The sequence below is a fragment of the Citrobacter sp. VF227 genome, from assembly GCF_052950715.1.
The window spans coordinates 54662-80966 of the sequence record NZ_JBRFVF010000005.1; the positions used below are offsets into that span (position 1 = coordinate 54662).

The 26305-nt window shown below is 53.7% G+C and carries 19 protein-coding genes; 10 read left to right on the forward strand and 9 right to left on the reverse strand.

What is annotated here, in order from left to right; genetic code table 11:
- Positions 1-45 precede the first annotated feature (45 nt).
- Entirely contained in the window at positions 46-1764 is a 1719-nt protein-coding gene (locus ACU8YC_RS16600) for a DUF4153 domain-containing protein (RefSeq protein WP_446895558.1), read from the reverse strand.
- Positions 1765-2142: 378 nt separating this feature from the next.
- Here ACU8YC_RS16600 and pckA point away from each other — a divergent pair, with 378 nt between their 5' ends.
- On the forward strand, positions 2143-3765 hold the full coding sequence (gene pckA, locus ACU8YC_RS16605; protein WP_151216860.1) for a phosphoenolpyruvate carboxykinase (ATP): 1623 nt from the start codon (positions 2143-2145) through the stop codon (positions 3763-3765).
- A 74-nt stretch (positions 3766-3839) separates the two neighbouring features.
- On the opposite strand, the gene envZ is transcribed toward pckA, so the two are convergent.
- Both envZ and ompR read right to left on the reverse strand, forming a co-directional pair.
- Positions 3840-5192: a two-component system sensor histidine kinase EnvZ gene (gene envZ, locus ACU8YC_RS16610; RefSeq protein WP_151216861.1), complete on the reverse strand. Its 1353-nt coding sequence runs from the start codon at positions 5190-5192 to the stop codon at positions 3840-3842.
- On the reverse strand, positions 5189-5908 hold the full coding sequence (gene ompR, locus ACU8YC_RS16615; RefSeq protein ID WP_001157751.1) for an osmolarity response regulator transcription factor OmpR: 720 nt from the start codon (positions 5906-5908) through the stop codon (positions 5189-5191). The genes envZ and ompR overlap by 4 nt, the downstream gene beginning before the upstream one ends.
- A gap of 225 nt (positions 5909-6133) precedes the next feature.
- On the opposite strand from ompR, the gene greB reads away from it, so the two are divergent.
- The 5 genes from greB (at position 6134) to feoC (ending at position 12225) form a co-directional block, all read left to right on the forward strand.
- Positions 6134-6607 (forward strand): transcription elongation factor GreB, encoded by a 474-nt coding sequence (greB, locus tag ACU8YC_RS16620; RefSeq protein WP_003023524.1) that lies wholly within the window; start codon positions 6134-6136, stop codon positions 6605-6607.
- 98 nt (positions 6608-6705) lie between these two features.
- Complete coding sequence (locus ACU8YC_RS16625; protein WP_151224128.1) at positions 6706-9039, forward strand: Tex family protein; 2334 nt, start codon at positions 6706-6708, stop codon at positions 9037-9039.
- 373 nt (positions 9040-9412) lie between these two features.
- Positions 9413-9640 (forward strand): ferrous iron transporter A, encoded by a 228-nt coding sequence (feoA, locus tag ACU8YC_RS16630; RefSeq protein WP_003023519.1) that lies wholly within the window; start codon positions 9413-9415, stop codon positions 9638-9640.
- Positions 9641-9658: 18 nt separating this feature from the next.
- Positions 9659-11977, forward strand: a complete 2319-nt coding sequence (feoB, locus tag ACU8YC_RS16635) for a Fe(2+) transporter permease subunit FeoB (protein ID WP_151216862.1) — start codon at positions 9659-9661, stop codon at positions 11975-11977.
- An 11-nt stretch (positions 11978-11988) separates the two neighbouring features.
- Positions 11989-12225, forward strand: a complete 237-nt coding sequence (gene feoC, locus ACU8YC_RS16640) for a [Fe-S]-dependent transcriptional repressor FeoC (protein WP_003023516.1) — start codon at positions 11989-11991, stop codon at positions 12223-12225.
- A gap of 96 nt (positions 12226-12321) precedes the next feature.
- Here the strand turns inward: feoC and bioH are convergent, their stop codons facing one another.
- Positions 12322-13101 (reverse strand): pimeloyl-ACP methyl ester esterase BioH, encoded by a 780-nt coding sequence (gene bioH, locus ACU8YC_RS16645; RefSeq protein WP_446895559.1) that lies wholly within the window; start codon positions 13099-13101, stop codon positions 12322-12324.
- Between the two features lie 37 nt (positions 13102-13138).
- On the opposite strand from bioH, the gene gntX reads away from it, so the two are divergent.
- From gntX to gntT, 3 genes are all read left to right on the forward strand, one after another.
- Complete coding sequence (gene gntX / locus ACU8YC_RS16650) at positions 13139-13822, forward strand: DNA utilization protein GntX (protein WP_151216864.1); 684 nt, start codon at positions 13139-13141, stop codon at positions 13820-13822.
- Between the two features lie 58 nt (positions 13823-13880).
- Entirely contained in the window at positions 13881-14456 is a 576-nt protein-coding gene (nfuA, locus tag ACU8YC_RS16655) for a Fe-S biogenesis protein NfuA (protein ID WP_003023509.1), read from the forward strand.
- A 315-nt stretch (positions 14457-14771) separates the two neighbouring features.
- The gene (gene gntT, locus ACU8YC_RS16660; protein WP_003023507.1) at positions 14772-16088 is read left to right on the forward strand and encodes a gluconate transporter; all 1317 of its coding nucleotides are present in this window, start codon (positions 14772-14774) and stop codon (positions 16086-16088) included.
- A gap of 45 nt (positions 16089-16133) precedes the next feature.
- On the opposite strand, the gene malQ is transcribed toward gntT, so the two are convergent.
- Both malQ and malP read right to left on the reverse strand, forming a co-directional pair.
- Positions 16134-18221 carry a 4-alpha-glucanotransferase gene (gene malQ, locus ACU8YC_RS16665; protein WP_210904194.1) on the reverse strand — a complete coding sequence of 696 codons (2088 nt, stop codon included), beginning with the start codon at positions 18219-18221 and terminating at the stop codon, positions 16134-16136.
- 9 nt (positions 18222-18230) lie between these two features.
- Entirely contained in the window at positions 18231-20624 is a 2394-nt protein-coding gene (gene malP / locus ACU8YC_RS16670) for a maltodextrin phosphorylase (RefSeq protein WP_446895560.1), read from the reverse strand.
- Positions 20625-21219: 595 nt separating this feature from the next.
- Here malP and malT point away from each other — a divergent pair.
- Positions 21220-23925, forward strand: coding sequence for an HTH-type transcriptional regulator MalT (malT, locus tag ACU8YC_RS16675; RefSeq protein WP_151216867.1), 2706 nt, complete (start codon positions 21220-21222; stop codon positions 23923-23925).
- Between the two features lie 41 nt (positions 23926-23966).
- Here the strand turns inward: malT and ACU8YC_RS16680 are convergent, their stop codons facing one another.
- The 3 genes from ACU8YC_RS16680 to glpE form a co-directional block, all read right to left on the reverse strand.
- Positions 23967-24725 (reverse strand): DeoR/GlpR family transcriptional regulator, encoded by a 759-nt coding sequence (locus tag ACU8YC_RS16680; protein WP_151216868.1) that lies wholly within the window; start codon positions 24723-24725, stop codon positions 23967-23969.
- Positions 24726-24886: 161 nt separating this feature from the next.
- Positions 24887-25717 carry a rhomboid family intramembrane serine protease GlpG gene (gene glpG / locus ACU8YC_RS16685; RefSeq protein WP_278238696.1) on the reverse strand — a complete coding sequence of 277 codons (831 nt, stop codon included), beginning with the start codon at positions 25715-25717 and terminating at the stop codon, positions 24887-24889.
- A 75-nt stretch (positions 25718-25792) separates the two neighbouring features.
- Positions 25793-26119, reverse strand: coding sequence for a thiosulfate sulfurtransferase GlpE (glpE, locus tag ACU8YC_RS16690; RefSeq protein ID WP_151216870.1), 327 nt, complete (start codon positions 26117-26119; stop codon positions 25793-25795).
- Positions 26120-26305 lie beyond the last annotated feature (186 nt).

Here is a 26305-nt window from a genome sequence, read left to right on the forward strand (position 1 = left end):
AGACGTACGCCTCGCCACCCGGCAAAAAACCTATCCGCAACAAGCTCACTCGTTGTAATAATTCATCGGTAACCGGGTGCCATCAATAGTGATATCCCGCCAGACTCTGGGAGCTGAATCCAGTTGATGATTCACCACCGCCTTGAGCAATTTATCTTTATTGAACCCTTCTGGTAGCTGAGCGGACGCGATGAGAACCCATTTATCCTCCTTCCTGCCGAAGACCAGTGTTTCGCCATCGTCAAAGGCATACAGCACCTGCTCAGGTTGACCATCCGCATTGAGGTCCTGATCGACCAGCACGCATGCGTCCTGTTCAACGCAGGAAGTAATACGATAGCGTTGTCCTTTGATAAACGTCCAGAAGGTATCATCGGGTTTCTTGCTCCCCGGTGCGATCATGACTTTCGGCGCTAACTGAGTGGTAGTCAGGTTCTGAATAGGATCGCGATCCTCCTGAAGAATGGCGTTTAAGTCACGTTTACGCTTGCTATCCTTATTGAATGCCTCATCTTTTTGTAACGCTTCCAGCGCCGCACGCCCCGGCTTCCCGCTGCGATTCAACATATACAGGCTAACCTGATCTGCTTTGATTTTCCCGCTGTAGTAGCGCTCCATATGGCTGTTGACGCTAATGCGCCAGGCATCAATCACTGGCGACGTGAGCAGAACCAGTAACCCTAATGCCAGTAACGAAACGCCGAGAATGACCTTTCCCTGAATCTCAAGTGGGTTGCGTCCCCGGCGTAAAATGCTCACCAGATAGCCAAACGACCAGACCAACAGTACGCAGACCACCAATACGCCATGCAGACGCTCAGGGGTCCAACCGTACTGCTGAATTCGCACCCACAGTGACCAGCCGGCAATCAGCGTATAGATAGGTGCGACAGCCAGAGCACATTTGATGAGATAGCGTAACGCGCCAGGATAAGGTAGAGCTTCCTTTTGTGGCTCGCGCACCATGGCCATGAGCAGCAGCAGGCTAAACGTCAGCGTTGACATCAGCCCCGCCGCTGAAACCCGCTGCGAAATAGCCTCCAGCCCGGTGAAAGGCAAAGTCAGCATAAACATCAGCGCGAGTAGCGCTATCAGAGGTAGCAAACCCGTGGCGATTAACGTCAGCAGCTTTTGTACCGCCGCAACCAGACGCGACTGCGTACGCGCCAGTACGACCGCCAACGCGGTAATCAGGCCTAATACAATGTAGGCAAACCAGTCGGTATCAAAAAAAAGCGTTTCAAAAAAGGTAATGCCGACGAGTTTAAACATCTCGCTCCACAGCAGGAGCACCATCCAGAACAACCCGTTGGAAATGAACACAATCAGCAGCGTCAACGCGTTAAGCCACAATTGCGTATAAAATTGCGCATAGCGCGTCTGCTGGCGGGACGCGCGAAGCGAGTACTGAATCCACGGCAACGCCAGCATTGCCATCAACAACAAGCGCCAGCCGTAGAGAAAAAAGGTTTCCTGCTGCCGCCACTTATCTCCACCCTCAACTTGCCACTTCAGCCAGACGCTCATCGCCAGCACCGCCACAAAAATCAACGCCATCCAGTACCACAGCGCACGTTGTTTGAACGAGACAACGGTGAGTAAAAGCGCCGAGGAGAAAGCAATCGTCGCGGGCATGCCACAAAACAACCAGCCGTCGTTATGCGGCGCCAGATAGGTTATCAGCAGGTAGCACAACATTCCCTGTAACAGGCCAATTGATATCATGCCCCAGCGAGTGGTACGTGAAAGTTCAACACTATCCATGTCGTCATCCAGAATGAAGAGAAAAGGTAATTATCGCATCAACTTCACAATTTTGAGCATTGGCAGGCTAATTTCAGACTAAAACGACGGGAAGTGAATCGATATTGTTTATGTATGAGTTACGTTATTTTCTTACGTGAATGCGATTACACTCACAAGATTCCCGCCAAAAACACTCTTCATTAACGTTTTAAGAACATTTTCCACAACAAAAAAGGGTTTCCTGCCATAATATCCGCCTCTTTGTGACAGGAGTCGCAGCGTATTCGGTTACCCGTGATTTTCCCGGATGCGTAAATCTATGAGCCTTGTCGCGGTTAGCAATCCCTAAAAAACCTTACTATTCCAGGTAATACATATTGGCTAAGGAGCAGTGAAATGCGTGTGAACAACAGTTTAACCCCGCAAGATCTCAAGGCTTATGGTATCAATGACGTTCAGGATATCGTTTACAATCCAGACTACGACACGCTTTTCCAGGAGGAACTCGATCCTTCCCTGCAAGGTTATGAGCGTGGCGTGTTAACGAACCTGGGCGCCGTTGCCGTTGATACCGGTATCTTTACCGGACGTTCGCCAAAGGATAAGTACATTGTCCGTGACGACACTACGCGCGACACGCTCTGGTGGTCCGACAAAGGTAAAGGTAAGAACGACAACAAACCGCTCTCCCCGGAAACCTGGCAGCATCTGAAAGGATTAGTCACCCAGCAGCTTTCCGGCAAGCGCCTGTTTATCATTGATGCCTTCTGCGGCGCTAACGCCGATACCCGTCTTTCCGTACGCTTCATTACCGAAGTGGCCTGGCAGGCGCATTTTGTCAAAAACATGTTCATCCGCCCAAGCGACGAAGAGCTGGTTGATTTCAAACCGGATTTCATCGTGATGAACGGCGCTAAGTGCACCAACCCACAATGGAAAGAGCAGGGTCTGAACTCTGAAAACTTCGTGGCTTTCAACCTGACTGAGCGTATTCAGCTGATTGGCGGCACCTGGTACGGCGGCGAAATGAAGAAAGGGATGTTCTCCGTAATGAACTACCTGCTGCCGCTGCAAGGCATTGCCTCCATGCACTGCTCGGCAAACGTCGGGGAAAAAGGTGATGTGGCGGTCTTCTTTGGCTTGTCCGGCACCGGTAAAACCACACTGTCCACCGACCCGAAACGCCGCCTGATTGGCGATGACGAACACGGCTGGGATGACGACGGCGTGTTTAACTTTGAAGGCGGTTGCTACGCGAAGACCATCAAGCTGTCTAAAGACGCCGAGCCGGAAATTTACAACGCGATCCGTCGTGACGCACTACTGGAAAACGTCACCGTGCGAGAAGATGGTTCCATCGACTTCGACGACGGTTCCAAGACCGAAAACACCCGTGTGTCCTACCCGATTTATCACATCGATAATATCGTTAAGCCGGTCTCAAAAGCGGGTCATGCCACTAAAGTAATCTTTCTGACCGCCGATGCGTTTGGCGTACTGCCACCGGTTTCTCGCCTGACGGCGGACCAAACCCAGTACCACTTCCTGTCTGGCTTCACCGCCAAACTGGCCGGTACCGAACGTGGCGTCACCGAACCCACCCCAACCTTCTCCGCCTGCTTTGGCGCAGCTTTCCTGTCGCTGCACCCAACACAGTACGCAGAAGTACTGGTAAAACGCATGCAAGCGGCAGGTGCGCAGGCATATCTGGTTAACACTGGCTGGAACGGTACTGGTAAGCGTATCTCTATCAAAGATACTCGCGCGATTATCGATGCCATTCTGAACGGCTCGCTGGATGATGCGGAAACGTTCCGTCTGCCGATGTTTGACCTCGCTATCCCGACCGAGCTGCCTGGCGTGGATACGCGCATTCTCGATCCGCGTAATACCTACGCGTCTCCGGAACAATGGCAAGAAAAAGCCAACGCGCTGGCGAAACTTTTTATCGAAAACTTCGAGAAATACACCGACACCCCTGCGGGTGAAGCACTGGTTAGCGCCGGACCGAAGCTGTAACAAAAAGTGCCGGATGGCGGTTGCCACATATCCGGCCTACCGCAACAAAAAGGGAGGCATTTCGCCTCCCTTTCTTATACGTCTTTCGAGATACCCTGCGCGCGAGTGAAAGGAACCGGAAGCCAGGCGCGAATTGACAACCCGCCCCGTTCACTGGTGCCAATCTCCAGCATGCCATTATGGTTATCGACAATACGTTGCACAATCGCCAGACCCAGCCCCGTGCCGCTGGTACTACGCGCACTGTCGCCACGGACAAATGGCTGGAACAGATGTTTACGCTGCTCCGGCTTGATGCCCGGGCCATCATCTTCCACCTGGAACCAGGCGCGATGCGTCTCCGTACCGCTACTGACCTTAATCCAGCCGTTGCCGTAGCGGGCGGCGTTAACCACCATATTGGCAACCGCACGCTTGATCGACAGCGGGTGCATTTTCACCTGAATGCTGCCCGGCTGCAGCGCCGTTTCGATTTCACGTTCATAACCGCTTTCCGCCGCGACCACTTCGCCTAACACCGAGTTCAGATCCGCCATCTCCATCGGCATCTCCTGACCGGTGCGCAGGTAATCGATAAACTGCTCGATAATGGCGTTACACTCTTCAATGTCCTTATTGATGGACTCCGCGAGATAACCGTCCTCTTCGCCCATCATCTCCGTCGCCAGACGAATACGCGTCAGCGGAGTACGTAAATCGTGGCTCACACCCGCCATTAACAGCGTACGGTCATCGGCCAGTTGCTTCACACCTGCGGCCATATGGTTAAAGGCTCGGGTTACGGAGCGCACCTCTGAGGCGCCATACTCGCGCAACGGCGGTGGAATGATACCTTTCCCCACTTGCAGTGCCGCATGTTCAAGATCCACCAACGGTCGGTTCTGAATACGAATGAACAGCCACGCCCCGCCAATAGCCAGCAGCATAATCGCCAGCGTATAGCGGAATAGCGGTGAGAAATCACCCTGATGGATTTCCGTAAGCGGTACGCGAACCCAGATATTGGGCGACAGCCAGGTTTTCAGCCACACGACAGGCGAGCTTTTGTTTACTTCAACGCGCACTTCCGTCGGGCCACCCAATTGCTGCGCCATCTGATGGCTTAAGAATTCATAGTGTTGCGCCCAACGCAGCCCGGCTTCTTCAGCGGCCTCGTTGGAATAGAGGGAAATACCCAGCTCACGATAAATTTCCCGGCGGAATGCGGGCGGCACCACCAGTTGCGTACCGTCCTCCAGCTGTAGTTTATCGGTCATCAGCATACGAACTTCGTAGGCCAGGACTTTATTAAACTGCTGGAGGCTCGGCAGAATCGCGAAGTTCAGCACTACCAGGTAGGTCGTCACCAGGCTGGCAAACAGCAAGGTGACGATAAGCAATAACGTGCGGGCAAATGAACTTCGTGGCGAGAAGCGCATTCGCCTCATGCTTTAGAACCGTCCGGAACAAAGACGTAGCCCAGACCCCATACGGTCTGAATATAGCGCGGATGCGCCGGATCTTCTTCCACCATTCGACGCAGACGAGAAATCTGGACGTCGATGGAACGCTCCATCGCCGAGTATTCACGACCTCGGGCCAGGTTCATTAACTTGTCGCGGGACAGCGGCTCACGCGGATGGCTGACTAGTGCTTTCAGCACCGCAAACTCACCGCTGGTGAGCGGCATAGGCTCATCTTCACGGAACATTTCACGCGTACCGAGGTTCAGTTTGAACTTACCAAACGCAATAACCGCTTCTTCCTGGGAAGGCGCTCCCGGCAGTTCGTTCGCCTGACGACGCAGTACAGCGCGAATACGCGCCAGCAGTTCACGCGGGTTAAACGGTTTCGGAATGTAATCGTCAGCGCCGATTTCCAGTCCTACAATACGGTCCACTTCTTCGCCCTTCGCCGTAACCATAATGATCGGCATCGGGTTGCTTTGGCTGCGCAGGCGACGGCAAATAGACAGGCCATCTTCTCCCGGCAGCATTAAATCCAGCACCATCAGGTGGAAAGACTCACGGGTCAGCAGACGATCCATCTGCTCAGCGTTTGCGACGCTTCGAACCTGGAAGCCCTGCTCGGTCAGATAACGCTCCAGAAGCGCACGTAAGCGCATGTCGTCATCGACCACCAGAATCTTATAGTTCTCTTGCATTGTTATTACTCCCAAAGGTTCGCAACAATTAAGTGTATATTCTTAAGAAAGCTCACGTGAGTCACCAGCGAATTCTGGTATTAATTCCAGGCTAAATTGTTACAAAGCATATTAAACAGCAGCTTAAGTATACAATGTTTCTCGCAATACATTATTTATTCTGTTGATATGCTCACGTAATACTAATTGTGCGCATCATCACAGAGTCGAAGGTAAAACAATAAGATGAAAACGCCCCTGATAACCCGTGAAGGGTATGAAAAACTCAAACAAGAGCTGAATTATCTCTGGCGTGAAGAGCGCCCGGAAGTCACCAAAAAGGTTACCTGGGCTGCAAGTCTGGGTGACCGCAGCGAAAATGCCGACTACCAGTATAATAAAAAGCGCCTGCGTGAGATCGATCGCCGCGTCCGATATTTGACGAAGTGCATGGAGAATCTGAAAATCGTCGATTACTCCCCACAGCAGGAGGGTAAAGTCTTCTTTGGCGCATGGGTTGAGATTGAAAATGACGATGGCGACATCCGCAAATTCCGCATTGTCGGTTACGACGAGATCTTCGGCCGGAAAGATTACATCTCTATCGACTCGCCAATGGCGCGGGCGCTGCTGAAAAAAGAGGTCGGCGATCTGGCTGTGGTAAACACTCCAGGCGGAGAAGCCAGCTGGTACGTGAACGAGATTGAATACGTTAAGTGAGACCGGAACAATCCGAAGCCCCGGTAGATGACTGGCATTTTTGCCAGTCAATCCGTATAACTATCCCCTGATTTTTTATCCTATAGACGAAGCTATCCATGATGAATGATTCTTTCTGCCGCATTATCGCAGGTGAAATTCAGGCTCGTGCTGAACAGGTAGAAGCTGCCGTTCGCCTGCTTGACGAAGGGAACACCGTGCCGTTTATCGCACGTTATCGTAAGGAAATCACCGGCGGTCTGGATGATACGCAACTGCGTAATCTGGAAACCCGTCTGGGATATCTGCGTGAACTGGAAGACCGCCGTCAGGCAATCCTGAAATCTATCGGCGAGCAAGGCAAACTGACCGACGATCTGGCGAAAGCGATCAACGGCACGTTAAGTAAGACCGAACTCGAAGATCTCTATCTGCCGTACAAACCTAAGCGTCGCACCCGTGGGCAAATCGCCATTGAAGCAGGCCTTGAGCCGCTGGCTGACCTGCTGTGGAACGAACCGTCCCACGACCCGGAAACCGAAGCCGCAAAGTATCTCAACGCCGAAAACGGCGTGGCGGATACCAAAGCCGCCCTCGACGGCGCACGCTATATTCTGATGGAACGCTTTGCTGAAGACGCTGCACTGCTGGCGAAAGTACGTGATTACTTGTGGAAAAACGCCCATCTGGTCTCCACTGTGGTAAGCGGCAAAGAAGAGGAAGGCGCGAAGTTCCGCGACTACTTCGATCATCACGAACCGATCTCTACCGTGCCATCCCACCGTGCGCTGGCCATGTTCCGTGGCCGTAACGAAGGTGTGCTACAGCTTTCGCTGAATGCCGATCCGCAATTCGATGAGCCGCCAAAAGAAAGCCACGGCGAACAGATTATCCAGGACCACCTGGGATTACGCCTGAACAACGCACCTGCCGACAGCTGGCGTAAAGGCGTGGTCAGTTGGACCTGGCGTATTAAGGTGCTGATGCACCTCGAAACCGAGCTGATGGGCACCGTGCGTGAGCGCGCCGAAGACGAAGCTATTAACGTCTTCGCCCGTAACCTGCACGATCTGCTGATGGCCGCGCCTGCGGGTCTGCGTGCCACCATGGGACTTGATCCCGGCCTGCGTACCGGCGTGAAGGTGGCAGTTGTTGACGGCACCGGCAAGCTGGTCGCGACCGACACCATTTATCCACACACAGGTCAGGCCGCCAAAGCTGCCGTTGCTGTGGCGACGCTGTGCGAAAAATACCACGTTGAGCTGGTAGCGATTGGTAACGGCACGGCGTCACGCGAAACCGAGCGTTTCTTCCTCGACATGCAGAAACAGTTCCCGAAAGTCACCGCGCAGAAAGTGATCGTCAGCGAAGCCGGGGCATCGGTTTACTCAGCTTCCGAGCTGGCGGCGCAGGAGTTCCCGGATCTCGACGTTTCATTGCGTGGCGCGGTGTCCATCGCCCGTCGTCTGCAGGATCCACTTGCAGAGTTGGTGAAAATCGATCCTAAATCGATCGGCGTGGGCCAATATCAGCACGACGTTAGCCAGACGCAGCTGGCACGTAAGCTGGATGCGGTGGTGGAAGACTGCGTGAACGCCGTCGGCGTCGATCTCAATACCGCCTCCGTACCGTTGTTAACCCGCGTTGCCGGTCTGACGCGCATGATGGCGCAAAACATTGTCGCCTGGCGCGATGAGAACGGTCAGTTCCAGAACCGTCAGCAGTTGCTGAAAGTCAGCCGTCTGGGGCCTAAAGCCTTTGAACAATGCGCGGGCTTCCTGCGTATCAATCATGGCGATAACCCACTGGATGCCTCCACCGTTCACCCGGAAGCCTACCCGATTGTGGAACGAATTCTGGCCGCCACCGAGCAATCGTTGCGTGACCTGATGGGCAATAGCAACGAACTGCGCAATCTGAAAGCTGCCGATTTTACCGATGAACGTTTCGGGGTGCCGACCGTCACCGACATCATTAAAGAGCTGGAAAAACCGGGCCGCGACCCGCGTCCTGAATTTAAAACCGCACAGTTTGCTGATGGCGTAGAAACCATGAATGACCTGCTGCCGGGGATGATTCTGGAAGGGGCAGTCACCAACGTCACCAACTTCGGCGCGTTTGTTGATATTGGTGTTCATCAGGACGGTCTGGTGCATATCTCTTCATTGTCGAATAAGTTCGTCGACGATCCGCACACCGTGGTGAAAGCGGGCGATATTGTGAAGGTGAAAGTGCTGGAAGTTGACCTGCAACGCAAGCGTATCGCGCTGACCATGCGTTTGGACGAGCAACCGGGTGAAACCAATGCGCGTCGCGGCGGTGGGAACAACGATCGCGCTCAGGCTAATCGCTCGGCCCCCAAAGCCGCGAAACCTCGCGGTCGTGACGCACAGCCTGCGGGCAACAGCGCCATGATGGATGCGCTGGCGGCGGCAATGGGTAAAAAACGCTAAGTTTGGATCGTGTGCCGGATGGCGGTGTAAACCTCTGTCCGGCATATTTAATATATTATTTTCTCTTCCCTACTTATATTTATCATTTCGTTAACAAATAAAACCTTAATTACACATTAAGAAAGTCAATAATGACACTGCAGAAACATTCATTCCAAAGCGGAATAAATGTTGAGAAATATCAAAATTGGCTCAAATTATTGTTCAATTCTACATTCCGTCACATTTATTCTATTGATGATAGAAACCATTCTCATTATCATTGTTCTGTTGATTATTTACTCTTTCCTTACGTTGGCTAATCATCTGGTCTCATGCCGCCCTGTCGCCCCATGAGGTAATCATCCAGTTAGCGAGATATAAGTAGGTCCCTATGCAATTCACTCCTGACAGTGCGTGGAAAATTACCGGTTTTGCCCGTGAAATCAGCCCGGCTTATCGTCAGAAACTGTTGTCACTTGGCATGCTGCCCGGCTCCTCCTTCAACGTGGTACGCGTCGCCCCGCTCGGCGATCCTATCCATATCGAAACGCGTCGTGTAAGTCTGGTATTGCGTAAGAAAGATCTGGCGTTATTAGAAGTGGAAGCGGTTTCCTGTTAATACAGTGAGTCTATAAAAATGAAAAAACTAACCATTGGTTTAATTGGTAATCCTAATTCCGGCAAGACAACCTTATTCAACCAGCTCACCGGCGCGCGCCAGCGTGTAGGTAACTGGGCTGGCGTTACCGTTGAGCGTAAAGAAGGTCATTTCGCCACAACGGACCATCAGGTCACGCTGGTGGATTTACCCGGCACCTATTCTCTGACGACAATCTCATCTCAGACTTCTCTCGATGAGCAGATTGCCTGTCACTATATTTTGAGCGGCGACGCAGATCTGTTGATCAACGTGGTCGATGCGTCAAACCTTGAACGCAATCTCTACCTGACGTTGCAACTGCTTGAGCTGGGCATCCCCTGCATCGTCGCGTTGAATATGCTGGATATCGCTGAAAAGCAGCAAATCCGTATCGATATAGACGCCCTCTCAGCGCGTCTTGGCTGCCCGGTGGTTCCGCTGGTTTCCACCCGCGCCCGCGGCATAGAAGCGCTGAAGCTGGCGATCGACCGCTACAAAGAAAACGACACCGTCGAGCTGGTCCATTATGCCCAGCCGCTGCTGCAGGAAGCGGACTCTCTCGCCGACGCGATGGCCAAAGATATGCCGCTACAACAGCGCCGCTGGCTGGGCCTGCAGATGCTGGAAGGCGATATCTACAGCCGCGCCTACGCGGGTGATGCCGCGCAAAATCTCGATGCCTCCATCGCACGCCTGAGCGAAACAATGGACGATCCGGCGCTGCATATCGCCGATGCGCGCTATCAGTGCATTGCCGCTATCTGCGATACCGTAAGCAATACCTTGACGGCAGAGCCAAGCCGATTCACCACAGCAGTAGATAAAATCGTTCTCAACCGCTTCCTCGGGCTGCCGATTTTCCTGTTCGTGATGTACCTGATGTTCCTGCTCGCCATTAACATTGGCGGCGCGCTGCAACCGTTGTTTGACGTCGGCTCCGTTGCGCTCTTTATCCATGGTATTCAGTGGATTGGCTACACGCTGCACTTCCCGGACTGGCTCACTATCTTCCTGGCCCAGGGGCTTGGCGGCGGGATTAACACCGTGCTGCCGCTGGTACCGCAAATCGGCATGATGTACCTGTTCCTCTCCTTCCTTGAAGACTCCGGTTACATGGCGCGCGCCGCGTTTGTGATGGACCGTCTGATGCAGGCGCTGGGACTGCCGGGCAAGTCGTTCGTCCCGCTGATCGTCGGCTTTGGCTGTAACGTACCGTCAGTGATGGGCGCACGTACGCTGGACGCCCCGCGTGAGCGTCTGATGACCATCATGATGGCGCCGTTTATGTCCTGCGGCGCACGTCTGGCGATTTTCGCCGTCTTTGCCGCGGCGTTCTTTGGTCAGAACGGCGCACTGGCGGTCTTCTCGCTGTACGTACTGGGTATCGTGATGGCGGTGTTGACGGGCCTGATGCTCAAACACACCATTATGCGTGGTGAAGCAACGCCGTTCGTGATGGAGCTGCCGGTATACCACGTGCCGCACATCAAGAGTCTGATCATTCAGACCTGGCAACGCCTGAAAGGCTTCGTTCTGCGTGCGGGTAAAGTCATCATCATCGTCAGCATTTTCCTCAGCGCGTTTAACAGTTTCTCACTGAGCGGGAAAATCGTCGATAACATCAACGACTCTGCTCTGGCCTCCGTTAGCCGTGTTATTACTCCCGTGTTTAAACCGATTGGCGTTCACGAAGATAACTGGCAGGCAACCGTAGGTTTGTTCACCGGCGCGATGGCAAAAGAAGTGGTCGTTGGTACGCTGAACACGCTCTATACCGCAGAAAACATTCAGGAAGAAGAGTTCAATCCGGCAGATTTCCACCTCGGTGACGAGCTGCTCGGCGCAGTGGATGAAACCTGGCAAAGCCTGAAAGACACCTTCAGCCTGAGCGTACTGGCTAACCCTATCGAAGCCAGCAAGGGCGACGGTGAAATGGCTACCGGCGCAATGGGCGTGATGGGCGAGAAATTTGGCAGCGCCGCCGCCGCGTACAGCTACCTGATCTTTGTTTTGCTGTATGTGCCGTGCATTTCAGTTATGGGCGCTATCGCACGTGAATCCAGCCGTGGCTGGATGGGCTTCTCGATTCTGTGGGGCCTGAATATCGCCTACTCTCTGTCGACGCTGTTTTATCAGACGGTCAGCTACAAAGAGCACCCGACCTACAGTCTGGTGTGCATTTTAGCGGTCATCCTGTTTAACATCGTGTTACTGGGCCTGCTGCGTCGAGCTCGTAGCCGCGTAGACCTCGCCCTGCTGGCAACCAACAGAACGGCGAGTTCCTGCTGTTCCAGCACAACTGGCGATTGCCACTAAGGTTATCGACAATGGCATCACTAATTCAGGTTCGTGATTTATTGGCTTTGCGGGGGCGCATGGAGGCAACACAAATTAGCCACACGCTACATACCCCACAGCCTATGATTGACGCCATGCTGAATCAGTTAGAAAAAATGGGCAAAGCGGTGCGGATTCAGGAGGATGCCGACGGGTGTCTTTCCGGAAGCTGCAAAAGTTGCCCGGAAGGTAAAGCCTGCCTGCGCGAATGGTGGGCCTTGCGTTAATTTGCTGCTCCTGCCGGATGGCGCTACGCTAATCCGGCCTACAAATAACTGCAAATGTTCAGGCCGGATAACTCGTTTATGCAGATATCCGTTACTTTAGAAACAATTCAGTTTCTGTTTTAACGCCACCAGCGCTGCGCAAAACTCGGCAGGATGCGAGATAAACGGTGCATGCGCCGCTTTGGCAAACACCAACGACTCGCTCTGTGGCCACAGGGCATCGAGCATCGGGACGACTTTGCGCGGAACCAGTCCATCGAGATAGCCGTACAACCGCAGGAAAGGCATTTCCACCGAGCACAATGGCTCACGCAAATCGACCGTTTTCAGGATCTCCAGCCCGCCATTAAGTACCTCAACATCCGGCATGGGTAAAGCCAGTACCGTTTTCTTCAGCGCTCGCGCATCCTGACGGGCGGTTTCCGTGCCCATCGTTTGCAACGCCAAAAAACGCTCCACCGTACGCTTGAAATCTTCACTCAGTTGCTGCTGGAAACCGGCCAGCACTTCTGGCTTGATGCCCGGCCACTCCTCACGCGCGCTAAAGCAAGGGGATGACGCCACGGTCACCAACGCCTGAACACGCTCAGAATGAGTTAACGCCACCTGGCTTGCAACCAACCCCCCCAGACTCCAGCCGAGCCAGATAGCGTTCTCCGGCGCCTGTTTTAATACCCGCTCAGCCATCTCTTCCAGCGACATCGCGCCGAAACCCTGGCTGCGGCCAAATCCCGGTAAGTCGACAAGATGCAGCGTGAAATGCGAGCTCAGTTCCTCGCTTATGCAATGCCACACTTGCGCATTCAGTCCCCATCCGTGCAGCAGCACAAGATGGCAATTTCCCGAACCCTGGGTCTGCCACCAGATGTCATTCATCAGTTATTGTTCTCTTTTAGCCTAACAGGATGTTTCTATGCTAACAGTACCGGGATTGTGCTGGCTATGCCGAATGCCCCTGACGTTAGGGCATTGGGGGATCTGTTCAGTCTGCGCACGGGCAACGCGTCAGCACGTCAGCCTTTGCCCTCAATGCGGACTCCCTGCCGCCCACGCCGTCGTTCCCTGCGGACGTTGCTTGCAAAAACCCCCACCGTGGCAGCGCCTGGTCACCATCAGCGACTATCTTCCGCCGTTGAGCGGACTTATCCACCAGTTCAAGTTTTCGCGACGCAGTGAAATGGCCTCCGCCCTTTCACGTTTGCTGTTGCTGGAGGTATTACAGGCCCGGCGCGTCAGCGGTCTTCCCCTGCCAGACAGGCTCGTCAGCGTCCCGCTCTGGCAACGACGGCACTGGCGCAGGGGGTTTAATCAGAGCGAATTGCTGTGTCGCCCACTGGCGCACTGGCTGGGTTGCGACTGGGACAGCCGGACCATCTCGCGGGTTCGGGCAACCGCCACGCAGCACCATCTCAGCGCCCGATTGCGTAAACGTAACCTGAAAAACGCCTTTCGCCTTGAATTGCCGGTGCAGGGACTCCATATGGTTATTGTGGATGATGTCGTCACTACCGGAAGTACCGTCGCGGAAATCGCGCAGCTGCTTTTACGCAACGGCGCCGCGACTGTCCAGGTATGGTGCCTGTGTCGAACCTTGTAGAGCCTCGATGATGGGCGTATTATAACCAAGTAAAATAGTCAACTATTAGGCCATTACTATGATCCATATTTCCGATGCTGCACAAGCGCACTTTGCCAAACTGCTGGCAAATCAGGAAGAAGGGACACAAATCCGCGTATTTGTGATTAATCCCGGCACGCCTAACGCTGAATGCGGCGTTTCTTATTGTCCGCCGGACGCCGTGGAAGCAACCGACACCGCCATTAAATTTGACCTGCTGACCGCATATGTTGATGAACTGAGCGCACCGTATCTGGAAGATGCAGAAATCGATTTCGTTACCGACCAGTTAGGTTCCCAGCTGACGCTGAAGGCACCAAACGCCAAAATGCGTAAAGTGGCCGATGATGCACCGCTGATGGAACGCGTGGAGTACATGCTGCAATCACAGATCAATCCACAGCTGGCAGGCCATGGCGGTCGCGTCTCACTGATGGAAATCACCGATGAAGGCTACGCCATTCTGCAGTTTGGCGGCGGCTGTAACGGCTGTTCAATGGTCGATGTGACGCTGAAAGAAGGTATCGAGAAGCAGCTGCTGGCTGAATTCCCTGAACTGAAAGGCGTTCGCGATTTAACCGAACACCAGCGTGGCGAACACTCTTACTACTAAGCCCGTCTGTATTTGCCCGGTAGCCTAATCCCTGCCGGGTCGAAAATTCTTCGCATATCTCCTGCAACAATCTTCCTCATAATTTGACCAGCCTCTCATAATTTAAATTTTGCCTGCCCAGGTGATTTTCAAGCGCCATATGTTACCCGTATCATTCGTATCAGCACCTAACACACACATAATAGTCCGCTAAACTGATTAGTTTTGCAGGCAACCAGCATTGGTGCTGAGAATACTCTGTTCCCGGTCGGGACAATCGGAATTTGTCATCTAAACACTGACGTTACCCATAACAAAGTTAAGGCCAGGTAAATCATGCCATTAGTCATCGTTGCTATCGGTGTAATCTTGTTACTCCTCCTGATGATCCGTTTCAAAATGAACGGTTTCATCGCTCTCGTCCTGGTGGCGCTTGCTGTCGGATTGATGCAAGGGATGCCACTGGATAAAGTCATCGGTTCGATTAAAGCCGGCGTCGGCGGAACCCTTGGCAGCCTCGCCCTGATTATGGGTTTTGGCGCCATGCTGGGCAAAATGCTGGCGGACTGCGGCGGCGCACAGCGCATCGCAACCACCCTGATTGCTAAATTCGGCAAAAAACATATTCAGTGGGCGGTGGTATTAACCGGCTTCACCGTTGGTTTTGCCTTGTTCTACGAAGTTGGTTTCGTACTGATGCTGCCGCTGGTGTTCACCATTGCCGCAGCTGCCAACATCCCGCTGTTGTACGTTGGCGTGCCGATGGCTGCGGCGCTGTCCGTAACGCACGGCTTCCTGCCACCGCACCCGGGTCCGACGGCTATCGCCACTATTTTCCATGCAGATATGGGCAAAACCCTGCTGTTTGGTACGATTCTGGCAATCCCGACCGTTATTCTCGCCGGTCCGGTATACGCACGTTTCCTGAAAGGTATCGACAAGCCGATCCCGGAAGGTCTGTACAGCGCAAAAACCTTCACTGAAGAAGAGATGCCTGGCTTTGGCGTCAGCGTCTGGACCTCTCTGGTACCGGTGATCCTGATGGCGATGCGTGCCGTGGCGGAGATGATTCTGCCGAAAGGTCATGCTTTCCTGACGGTTGCAGAATTCCTCGGTGACCCGGTTATGGCAACGCTTATCGCGGTGCTGATTGCGATGTTCACGTTTGGTCTGAACCGTGGACGTTCGATGGATCAGATTAACGACACGCTGGTGTCCTCAATCAAAATCATTGCGATGATGCTGTTGATCATCGGCGGCGGCGGTGCCTTCAAACAGGTCCTGGTTGATAGCGGCGTGGACAAATACATTGCATCAATGATGCACGGCTCTAACGTGTCTCCACTGCTGATGGCATGGTCTATCGCGGCGGTCCTGCGTATCGCACTGGGTTCTGCAACTGTTGCAGCAATCACCGCAGGCGGGATTGTGGCACCACTGATTGCAACGACCGGCGTAAGCCCTGAGCTAATGGTTATTGCGGTGGGTTCCGGTTCGGTCATCTTCTCCCACGTGAACGATCCAGGCTTCTGGCTGTTCAAGGAGTACTTCAACCTGACTATCGGTGAAACCATCAAGTCATGGTCAATGCTGGAAACCATTATCTCCGTCTGCGGCCTGGTAGGGTGTCTGCTGCTGGGTATGGTAGTTTAACAACACACGTTTCAGACAAAAAAAGCCGGGGAATCCCCGGCTTTTTTACTTCTTCTTCGCGGCCACTTTTCGCCGCTTATCCAAATCCTTAATCAGCTTGTTCACTCTCTCATCGGCAAACATCTGCTCCAGCATGGCGGTGAGCTTACGCCGCCAGTTTTTGTACTGGTCGCTGGTCCCCGGAATGTTGACCGGTTCAGCCATATCCAACCAGTCTTCCGGTTGTAGGCCCAGCAGCGCACTGTTGCTGTCAGCGATGTAGCGTTGCATGCCGCGATTAAGAATCGGCGTCATCGACATCAGTGACGCCTTGTGACCAGCACGTTTTGGCAAACAGCCGTACTTGTGCAACGCGTCCAGCAGCCCCTGCTTCGCCAGTTCTCGGTCCTGATACAACCCACGCAGCACAACCTCATCCGGGTACAGGCCCAGCGCCTTACCCAGCGTCAGATCGCCGCTATCCCAATAACCTTTAAGCGTAGGAAGGTCATGCGTCGCCGCGACTGCCATTGATTGTTCCGGGTACGCTTTCGGCGCACGGAAGTTTTTCTCATGGTCATTCTCAAAATAAAGCACTTTATAGGAGTACACGCCGCTGTCGCGCAGCTTGCTGACGATTTCTACCGGCACGGTGCCCAGATCCTCACCAATTACCATGCAATGATGACGTTTACTTTCCAGCGCCAGAATTGAAAGCAGGTCATCGACCGGATAGTGCACGTAAGCGCCGTGATCGGCAGTTTCACCGTAGGGGATCCACCACAGACGCAGCATCGACATAACATGGTCGATACGCAGCGCGCCGCAGTTCTGCATATTGGCGCGCAGCAGTTCGATAAACGGTTCGTAGGCGCGTGCCGTGATGATGTGCGGATCCATCGGCGGCAGCCCCCAGTTTTGCCCGAGCGGACCGAGAATATCCGGCGGAGCGCCAACCGAGGCTTTCAGGCAATACAGCTCGCGGTCGCACCAGGTTTCCGCCCCGCCTTCGGCCACACCAACCGCCAGATCGCGATACAGTCCAATCGGCATCGCAAAACTTTGGCTGGTTTTCCAGCAGTCAGCAAACTGGGTATACGCCAACCACTGTAACCACAGATAGAAATCCACATCGTCACGATGTGCTTCGCAGAAGCGTTTTACTTCCGGTGAGTCCACCGTCTGGAGTGCCTGCGGCCACACCGGCCAGCCCCAGCGCAATGCATCCTCTTGCACCTGATGCGCATGCAGCGCGTCAAAGGCTGCCTGCCAGTACAGGCTATCTCCCTCCCGAGTGACAAACTGGCGAAATGCCGCCATCTGCTCATCGTCACGTGCAGAGAAATTTTTCCATGCCATACGTAACGCGGTCATCTTCAGGACGGTAACGGTAGAGTAATCAACCCATTCACTATCGCGCGCGCGTTGCAGCGCTTGCTGAGTCGCGGGTTTCTGCCACCAGGCCTGCGCCTCTTTACTCAGGCGGAAATCATCTACTGCGTTAACATCAATATAAATAACGTTCAGCCAGCGACGTGACGACGGGCTGTACGGGCTGGCGCTCTCCGGGTTCGCCGGGTACAGCGCATGAATCGGATTGAGCCCGATAAACGCGCCGCCGCGTTGCGCCACATCCACCAGCATGGCGCGCAAATCGCCAAAGTCGCCAATCCCCCAGTTTTTTTCTGAACGCAAGGTGTAGAGCTGAACGCATGCGCCCCACAGCTTCTGCCCGGCTAACAGCGCCTGCGGTTCATAACAGCGTTTTGGCGCCACGATGACGCGACAATGGCTACGCAGCTCACCCTGGGTCAAGGTCAGCGTGTGATATCCCTCCGGCAGCCTGGCCGGAAGGTTGAAAGATTTACCACCGACGGCATGCCCTTTGTGCTGCACGCCCTCTTCGGTAGTCAGCAGCCAGGTAAACTCTCCGCTTCCCTCAACCGCCAGCGGCATTTTCTTACCGGCGGTATAAACCATGACATTCGGCACTGGGGTCACCGCCACCGGAGTGGCGGCGGTGGTGCGATGCATGGCGTCAAGCAAACGCCGCTTGGTTTCGGTACCAATAGACTGCGGTTTACCGTGGGCATTAATGTAATTGGGGCTGATCCCCGCCGCCAGCGCGGCATTATCCAGACGTTTGCTTTCCATCGCGATTCCTTAACGTTTCGCCTGCCAGATACGCGCCTGATAATCGCGGATGGAGCGATCTGAACTGAACATGCCGCAACGGGCAGTATTCAGAATCGCCGCCCGGGTCCAGGCTTCCTGGTCACGATACAACACGTCAACCTGCTTCTGCGCTTCAACGTAAGCCGCGAAGTCTGCCATCACCAGATACGGATCACCGCCCTGCTTGCCGATACTGTGCAGCATCTGGTCAAAAGCATGTTTGTCGCCGTCGCTGTATTTCCCGCTTTCCAGCTCTTTCAGGACCGCATCCAGTACTTTGTCTTTCTTACGCCATTTCACCGGATCGTAACCTTTGGCCTTGAGCGCCTTCACCTCTTCCACAGTATGACCAAAGATAAAGATATTCTCGTCGCCCACTTTTTCGGCGATTTCGACGTTTGCACCATCCAGCGTACCGACGGTTAAGGCACCGTTCAGCGCCAGCTTCATGTTGCCGGTGCCGGAAGCCTCTTTCCCTGCTGTTGAGATCTGCTCGGAGATATCCGCCGCCGGGATCAGCATTTCCGCCGCCGAGACACAATAATCCGGCAGGAACACGACTTTCAGCTTGTCACCCACTTGCGGGTCGTTATTGATGGTTTCCGCCACCTTATTGATGGCGAAGATGATATTTTTCGCCAGGTAGTAACCCGGCGCGGCTTTCGCGCCAAACAGGAATACGCGCGGCACGCGATCGGCCTGCGGGTTCTCACGAATTTCTTTGTACAACGCCAGAATATGCAGCAGGTTCAGGTGCTGACGCTTGTACTCATGCAGGCGTTTGATCTGAATATCAAAAATCGCGTTAGTCGTTATTTCAATACCGGTACGCGCTTTAATAAACTTCACCAGACGCGCTTTGTTCGCCAGCTTGATGTCACGATACTGCTGACGGAACTTCGCGTCGTCGGCGTATTTTTCCAGATTAATCAGCTGGTCGAGATCGTTGGCCCACTCTTTTTTCAGCGATTTATCCAACAGCGCGGCAAGCGCCGGGTTGCACTGCTTAATCCAGCGACGTGGGGTAATCCCATTAGTGACGTTGTGGAATTTGTTCGGCCACAGTTGGTGATATTCCGGGAACAGATCTTTCACCACCAGATCGGAGTGCAGTGCCGCCACACCGTTAACCGCAAAGCCGCTGACCACACACATGTTGGCCATGCGCACCTGTTTGTTATGTACCACCGCCAGCTTCGCCCAGACTTCAGCATCACCCGGCCAGGTTTTATCGACCAACATCTTAAAGCGGTCGTTAATCTCTTTGATGATTTGCATATGGCGCGGCAGTAGCGCTTTCACCAGCTTCTCGTCCCAGCACTCCAGCGCCTCTGGCATCAGAGTATGGTTGGTATAAGCAAAGGTTTTGCTGGTGATGGCCCACGCATCGTCCCAGCTCATCTGGTGCTCATCAATCAGTACACGCAACAGCTCGGGAATAGCGATGGTCGGGTGAGTATCGTTGAGCTGGATAACTTCAAAATCAGCCAGCTCATGAAGTTTACGCCCAGCCAGATGATGGCGGCGCAGAATATCGGCTACGGAGCAGGCGCACTGGAAGTACTGCTGCATCAGGCGCAGCTTTTTACCTGCCGTGTGGTTGTCGTTAGGATACAGCACTTTGGTCAGTTTTTCGGCGTCGATACCCTGCTGCTCTGCGCGCAGGAAATCACCGTCGTTGAATTTTGTCAGGTTAAACGGATGCGCGTGGCTGGCCTGCCACAAACGCAGCGGCTGCGCCACGCCATTACGGTAGCCGAGAACCGGTAGATCCCAAGCCTGACCGGTGATGATGAATCCCGGCTCCCAGTGGCCTTGTTTGCTGACCTTGCCGCCAATCCCTACCTGCACATCCAGCGCTTCGTTGTGACGGAACCACGGATAGCTGTCGCGATGCCAGTCGTCCGGGGCTTCCATCTGCTGCCCATCGGCAAAGGACTGACGGAACAGGCCGTATTGATAGTTGAGGCCATAACCCGTCGCCGACTGGCCGACAGTCGCCATCGAATCGAGGAAGCAGGCTGCCAGACGCCCCAACCCACCGTTACCCAACGCCGGATCGATCTCTTCTTCAAGCAGATCGGTCAGGTTGACGTCATGCGCTTTAAGCTCATCGCTCACCCCCTGATACCAGCCGAGGTTGAGTAAGTTGTTGCCGGTCAGACGGCCAATCAAAAACTCCATCGAGATGTAGTTAACATGACGCTGGTTTTTTGCCGGCTTAGCCGCAGGCTGGGCGCTGAGTAACTCAGCCAACGCCCCACTCACTGCCTGCCACCACTGGCGCGACGTCATTTCTTGAGCCGACAGTAAACCGAAGCGCTGCCACTGACGCGTCAGGGCAGCCTGAAATTGATCTTTGTTGAAAGTAGGCTGTGACATAGGGGTTCCAGATCCTTAGGTAATAAAACAACGTTATCGCTAGTTTGCCTGGCTCGTTGTTGACATTCCTCATCCTGGCACGGATTAGGCAGGGAGGAGGAGCGGGGATGAGCATAAAAGTGTGATCGACACCGCTTAAAGGGAAGCGTAATCACCCATGTGCCACGGCGTCCCCCTTATTACCGGGCAATTAATCGACAATATCAAATAGAGGGGTGACGATGGGAAACAATGTGTAAACAGAGAAATAGTTTCTAACCTGAAACACCTGTGATGAATAAGATGATTCACATAAAAATTTTAAATCGGCCACAAAATTCGGATATTTTTATTAACCCGCCGAATAACCTTGCAAAGAGATGGGGTTTTTACGCATCGTAAAAATCGCGACGGATCCAGTCACCACGCCTGTTGCGACTCTTTAAAGTAATTATTGCAATAGATGTATAGATTTGTGACATAGTGCAAAATCAGACACACAAAAAGGCCGCTTAGCTTGCATAAAACATTAATCTGGCCGACCTTATACCCATTAATTACGAAGCGCAAAAAAAATCATTCTTCCCCCATGTTCACACAGTGAAGTGACAAACATATGTTGATTCCGTCTAAATTAAGTCGTCCGGTTCGACTCGACCATACGGTGGTCCGCGAGCGCCTGTTGGCTAAACTTTCCGGCGTGAATAATTTCAGGCTTGCCCTGATAACAAGTCCCGCTGGCTATGGAAAAACGACGCTGGTCTCACAATGGGCAGCGGGGAAGAACGACTTAGGCTGGTACTCACTGGATGAAGGCGATAATCAGCAAGAACGTTTTGCCAGCTATCTGATCGCCGCTATTCAGCAGGCAACCGGTGGACACTGCACCACCAGCGAAGCGATGGTGCAAAAGCGCCAATACGCCAGTCTGACGTCACTGTTTGCACAGCTATTTATTGAACTGGCCGAGTGGCATCGCCCACTCTACCTGGTGGTGGACGATTATCATCTGATCTCCAACCCAGCTATCCACGAAGCGATGCGTTTCTTCCTGCGTCACCAGCCTGAAAATCTCACGCTGGTCGTGTTGTCGCGCAATCTCCCACAGTTGGGCATTGCCAACCTGCGAGTACGCGATCAGTTGCTGGAGATAGGCAGCCAGCAACTGGCGTTTAACCACCAGGAAGCCAAACAATTTTTCGATCGCCGTTTGTCTTCTCCTATCGAAGCAGCGGAAAGCAGTCGAATGTGCGACGACGTTGCGGGCTGGGCCACGGCGTTACAGCTGATTGCCCTCTCCGCCCGCCAGAACAACCATTCTGCACACCAGTCCGCACGCCGCCTCGCGGGGATAAACGCCAGCCATTTGTCCGATTATCTGGTTGATGAAGTGCTGGACAGCGTTGACCTCGGCACCCGTCACTTCCTGCTGAAAAGCGCCATTCTGCGCTCCATGAACGACGCGCTGATCGTCCGGGTTACCGGGGAAGAAAATGGCCAGATGCGGCTGGAGGAGATCGAACGCCAGGGATTATTTCTGCAGCGGATGGATGACGTCGGTGAATGGTTCAGCTATCACCCGCTGTTTGGCAGCTTTTTACGTCAACGCTGTCAGTGGGAACTGGCGAGCGAACTGCCCGAAATACACCGCGCGGCTGCTGAAAGCTGGATGGCGCAAGGTTTTCCCAGCGAAGCTATCCACCATGCGCTGGCGGCAGGCGATGCCCATATGCTGCGCGATATCCTGCTTAACCATGCGTGGGGACTGTTTAACCACAGTGAGCTGACGCTACTGGAAGAATCCCTGAAAGCGCTGCCATGGGAAAGCCTGCTGGAAAATCCGCGTCTGGTTCTGCTGCAAGCGTGGCTGATGCAAAGCCAGCACCGCTACAGCGAGGTGAATACCCTGCTGGCACGCGCTGAGCAGGAAATGAAAGGCGACATGGAGCCGACGCTGCATGCCGAATTTAACGCCCTGCGAGCGCAGGTCGCGATTAACGACGGAAATCCTGATGAAGCCGAGCGTCTGGCGAAACTGGCACTGGATGAGCTACCCATCGCCTGGTTCTACAGCCGAATCGTCGCCACCTCGGTGCACGGCGAAGTTCTGCACTGTAAGGGCGACCTCACGCGTTCTCTGGCGTTGATGCAGCAAACCGAACAAATGGCGCGCCATCATGACGTCTGGCATTACGCCCTGTGGAGTCTTATTCAGCAAAGTGAAATCTTGTTTGCCCAGGGCTTTTTACAGGCAGCCTGGGAAATCCAGGAAAAAGCGTTCCAGCTGATCAAAGAGCAGCACCTCGAACAGCTACCGATGCACGAGTTCCTGGTGCGCATTCGTGCGCAGCTCCTGTGGGCATGGGCGCGCCTGGACGAAGCGGAAGCGTCTGCCCGCTCGGGTATTGAACTGCTTTCCACTTTCCAGCCGCAGCAGCAGCTACAGTGCCTGGCACTGCTGGTTCAGTGTTCGCTGGCGCGGGGCGATCTGGACAACGCGCGTAGCCTGCTCAACCGTCTGGAAAACCTGCTGGGTAATGGCCACTATCACAGCGACTGGATCTCAAACGCTGATAAAGTCCGGGTGATTTACTGGCAAATGGTCGGCGACAAAAATTCAGCCGCCAACTGGCTGCGCCACACGCCGAAACCGGAATTCGCCAATAACCACTTCCTGCAAGGCCAATGGCGCAACATCGCCCGCGCGCAGATCCTGCTGGGCGAATTTGAACCGGCTGAGATTGTGCTGGAAGAGTTGAATGAAAATGCGCGCAATCTGCGCCTGATGAGCGATCTGAACCGCAACCTGCTGCTGCTTAATCAGTTGTACTGGCAGGCAGGGCGCAAAAATGACGCACAGCGCGTGTTACTCGACGCGTTACAGCTGGCGAACCGCACCGGGTTTATCAGTCACTTTGTTATCGAAGGTGAGGCTATGGCGCAGCAACTGCGTCAGCTGATTCAGCTCAATACGCTGCCGGAACTCGATCAGCATCGCGCCCAACGCATTTTGCGTGAGATTAACCAGCACCATCGCCATAAATTCGCCCACTTCGATGAAGGGTTCGTTGAGCGTCTGCTTACGCACCCGGAAGTACCGGAGCTTATCCGCACCAGCCCGCTGACCCAGCGCGAATGGCAAGTTTTGGGACTGATTTATTCGGGCTACAGCAACGAGCAGATCGCCGGAGAGCTGGCCGTCGCGGCAACGACTATCAAGACGCACATCCGCAATTTGTACCAAAAGCTCGGCGTCGCACATCGCCAGGATGCAGTGCAACATGCGCAGAAGCTGCTGAAGATGATGGGATATGGGGTGTAGTGAGAGCCTGACGAGCGATGCTAATCAGGCCTGTAATTAACTTAGCACAGCTCTAACTGAATATGATGGTCAGCGATCACCTGCATCACGCCTGCGGGCGGTAGCGTGTCAGTATACACCGCATCCACCATGCTGATACTGCCCATATTCACCATCGCGTTACGACCAAACTTCGAGTGATCCACCACCAGCATCACATGGCGTGAATTCTCAATAATCGCGCGTTTGGTGCGGACTTCGTGATAATCAAATTCCAGCAGGGAACCATCGCTGTCGATGCCGCTGATGCCTAAAATGCCGAAATCCAGACGGAACTGAGAAATAAAGTCGAGGGTCGCTTCGCCCATAATACCGCCGTCACGGCTACGCAGTTCGCCACCCGCCAGAATAATACGGAAATCCTCTTTCGCCATCAGGGTATTCGCCACATTGAGGTTGTTGGTCACAATGCGTAAATTGCTGTGACTGAGCAGCGCGTGGGCCACCGCTTCCGGGGTAGTGCCGATATCAATAAATAGCGTCGAGCCGTTCGGGATCTGCGTGGCGACTTTGCGGGCAATGCGCTCTTTTTCAGCCGTCTGCGTCGCTTTACGGTCATGCCACGGGGTATTGACCGAGCTGGATGGCAGCGCCGCGCCGCCGTGATGTCGCAAAATCATATTCTGATCGGCCAGATCGTTGAGATCGCGGCGAATCGTCTGTGGGCTGACGGAAAAATGCTCCACCAGCTCCTCGGTGCTGACGTATCCTTGTTTCTTTACCAGTTCGATGATCGCGTCATGTCGTTGTGTTTGTTTCATTATAGTTCCCTGAAAATATAGAATTCGTCTATCAGGCGTTATCGTTGCAGGCCGTCTGGGCATGGCCAGCGCGCAGAAACCGCAGCGTACTTACGGTACGTGAGGATTTTGAGCACTGCCCTGGCTCATACAGGCAAATAAGATTACCTACAGGCGAATTTCTACGTTCGTTTTCGCACATGAATAGTATCAGCAAACGCCATTGCCAGACCCACGGCCAGCCCGGCGATATGTGCGCCATTCGCCATCGACATACCGAACACATCAAACCAGCCGGCAACAATCCAGATCAAAGCAAAGATAATCAAACCACGCTGCAGGAAAATACCGCTTTGCGGATCGCGCTCGCCGCGCAACCACACGTAGCCCATCAGCGCATATACCACGCCAGACAACCCACCAAACCACGGGCCGCTAAACTTCTGCTGAACATACCCGCTCAGCAGGGCGCTAATCACGGTAATGACTATCAGTTTTCCGCTACCCAGACGTTTTTCCACCGCGCCGCCGAGATACCACCACCACAGCAGGTTGAACAGAATATGCATCAGCGAGAAGTGCATAAAAGCGTGGGTGAAATAACGCCAGAATTCAAATTTCAGCGAAGGATCAAACGGCCATGCCAGCCAGAGCATTACCGCCTGGTCGCCCAGCGCGTTCATCGCGATAAACACCAGCACGCATGCGGCCATCACTATCCAGGTTACCGGGCCTGCACGTTCGCGCAATGTGGCAAGGAAAGGATAACGCTGATAGCGTAAACCGCTGTCGGTCTGACCCGACTGCCAGCTTGCCGCGAGGTAACGCGGGTCGCCCGGGTTCTCCAGAAATTGCGCCAGTTCGGCGCGTACGCGCTCGGCCTGGGACTCATCCGCCAGCCAGACATCCGTTTGCTGATGTTGTTGAATTGTCAGGATAACGCCCTGTGTCGCCATATAATCAACAAATGCCTGCGCCACGCGGGGGTTAGCAAAAGAGGTAATCATCAACATGGTTGCTGTCGCTTATTCCACACAAAAGAGGACAGTATATAGACCCTGCCTGTTTCAGGCTGCATCTTTGTTAGCTTACGAACCGTATGCCACTTCTGCCGGAAAATGTCGATGCCAGGCGTCGAAGCCGCCGTCAACGCTGTAAACCGCGTCATAGCCTTGCTGAAGAAGATATTGCGCCGCGCCTTTACTGCTGTTGCCGTGATAACACATTACTAACACAGTGGTGTCAAAATCATGCTCACGCATAAATAACCCAAGCGTGTCGTTCGTCAGATGAAACGCCTGCGGGGCGTGCCCCATCGCATAGCTTTGCGGGTCGCGGATATCCACTAGCACCGCAGCGCCCTGATTCAGCTTCTGATGCGCTTCTTCGACATTAATACATTCAAACTGATCCATTGCTCTCTCTTCTTAATATTGCAGGTGACGCTTTTCAGACATGTTACTTCTAAGTGTACGTCCCGACGGCAGTTAAACGCCATAATGTTATATGTATCACTGTAAATTGTTTATCCGATGTTACCAATAGCGCAATTCTTTGCTATTATGCTCGATAACGAACATTAATGAGCTATAACGAAAGTG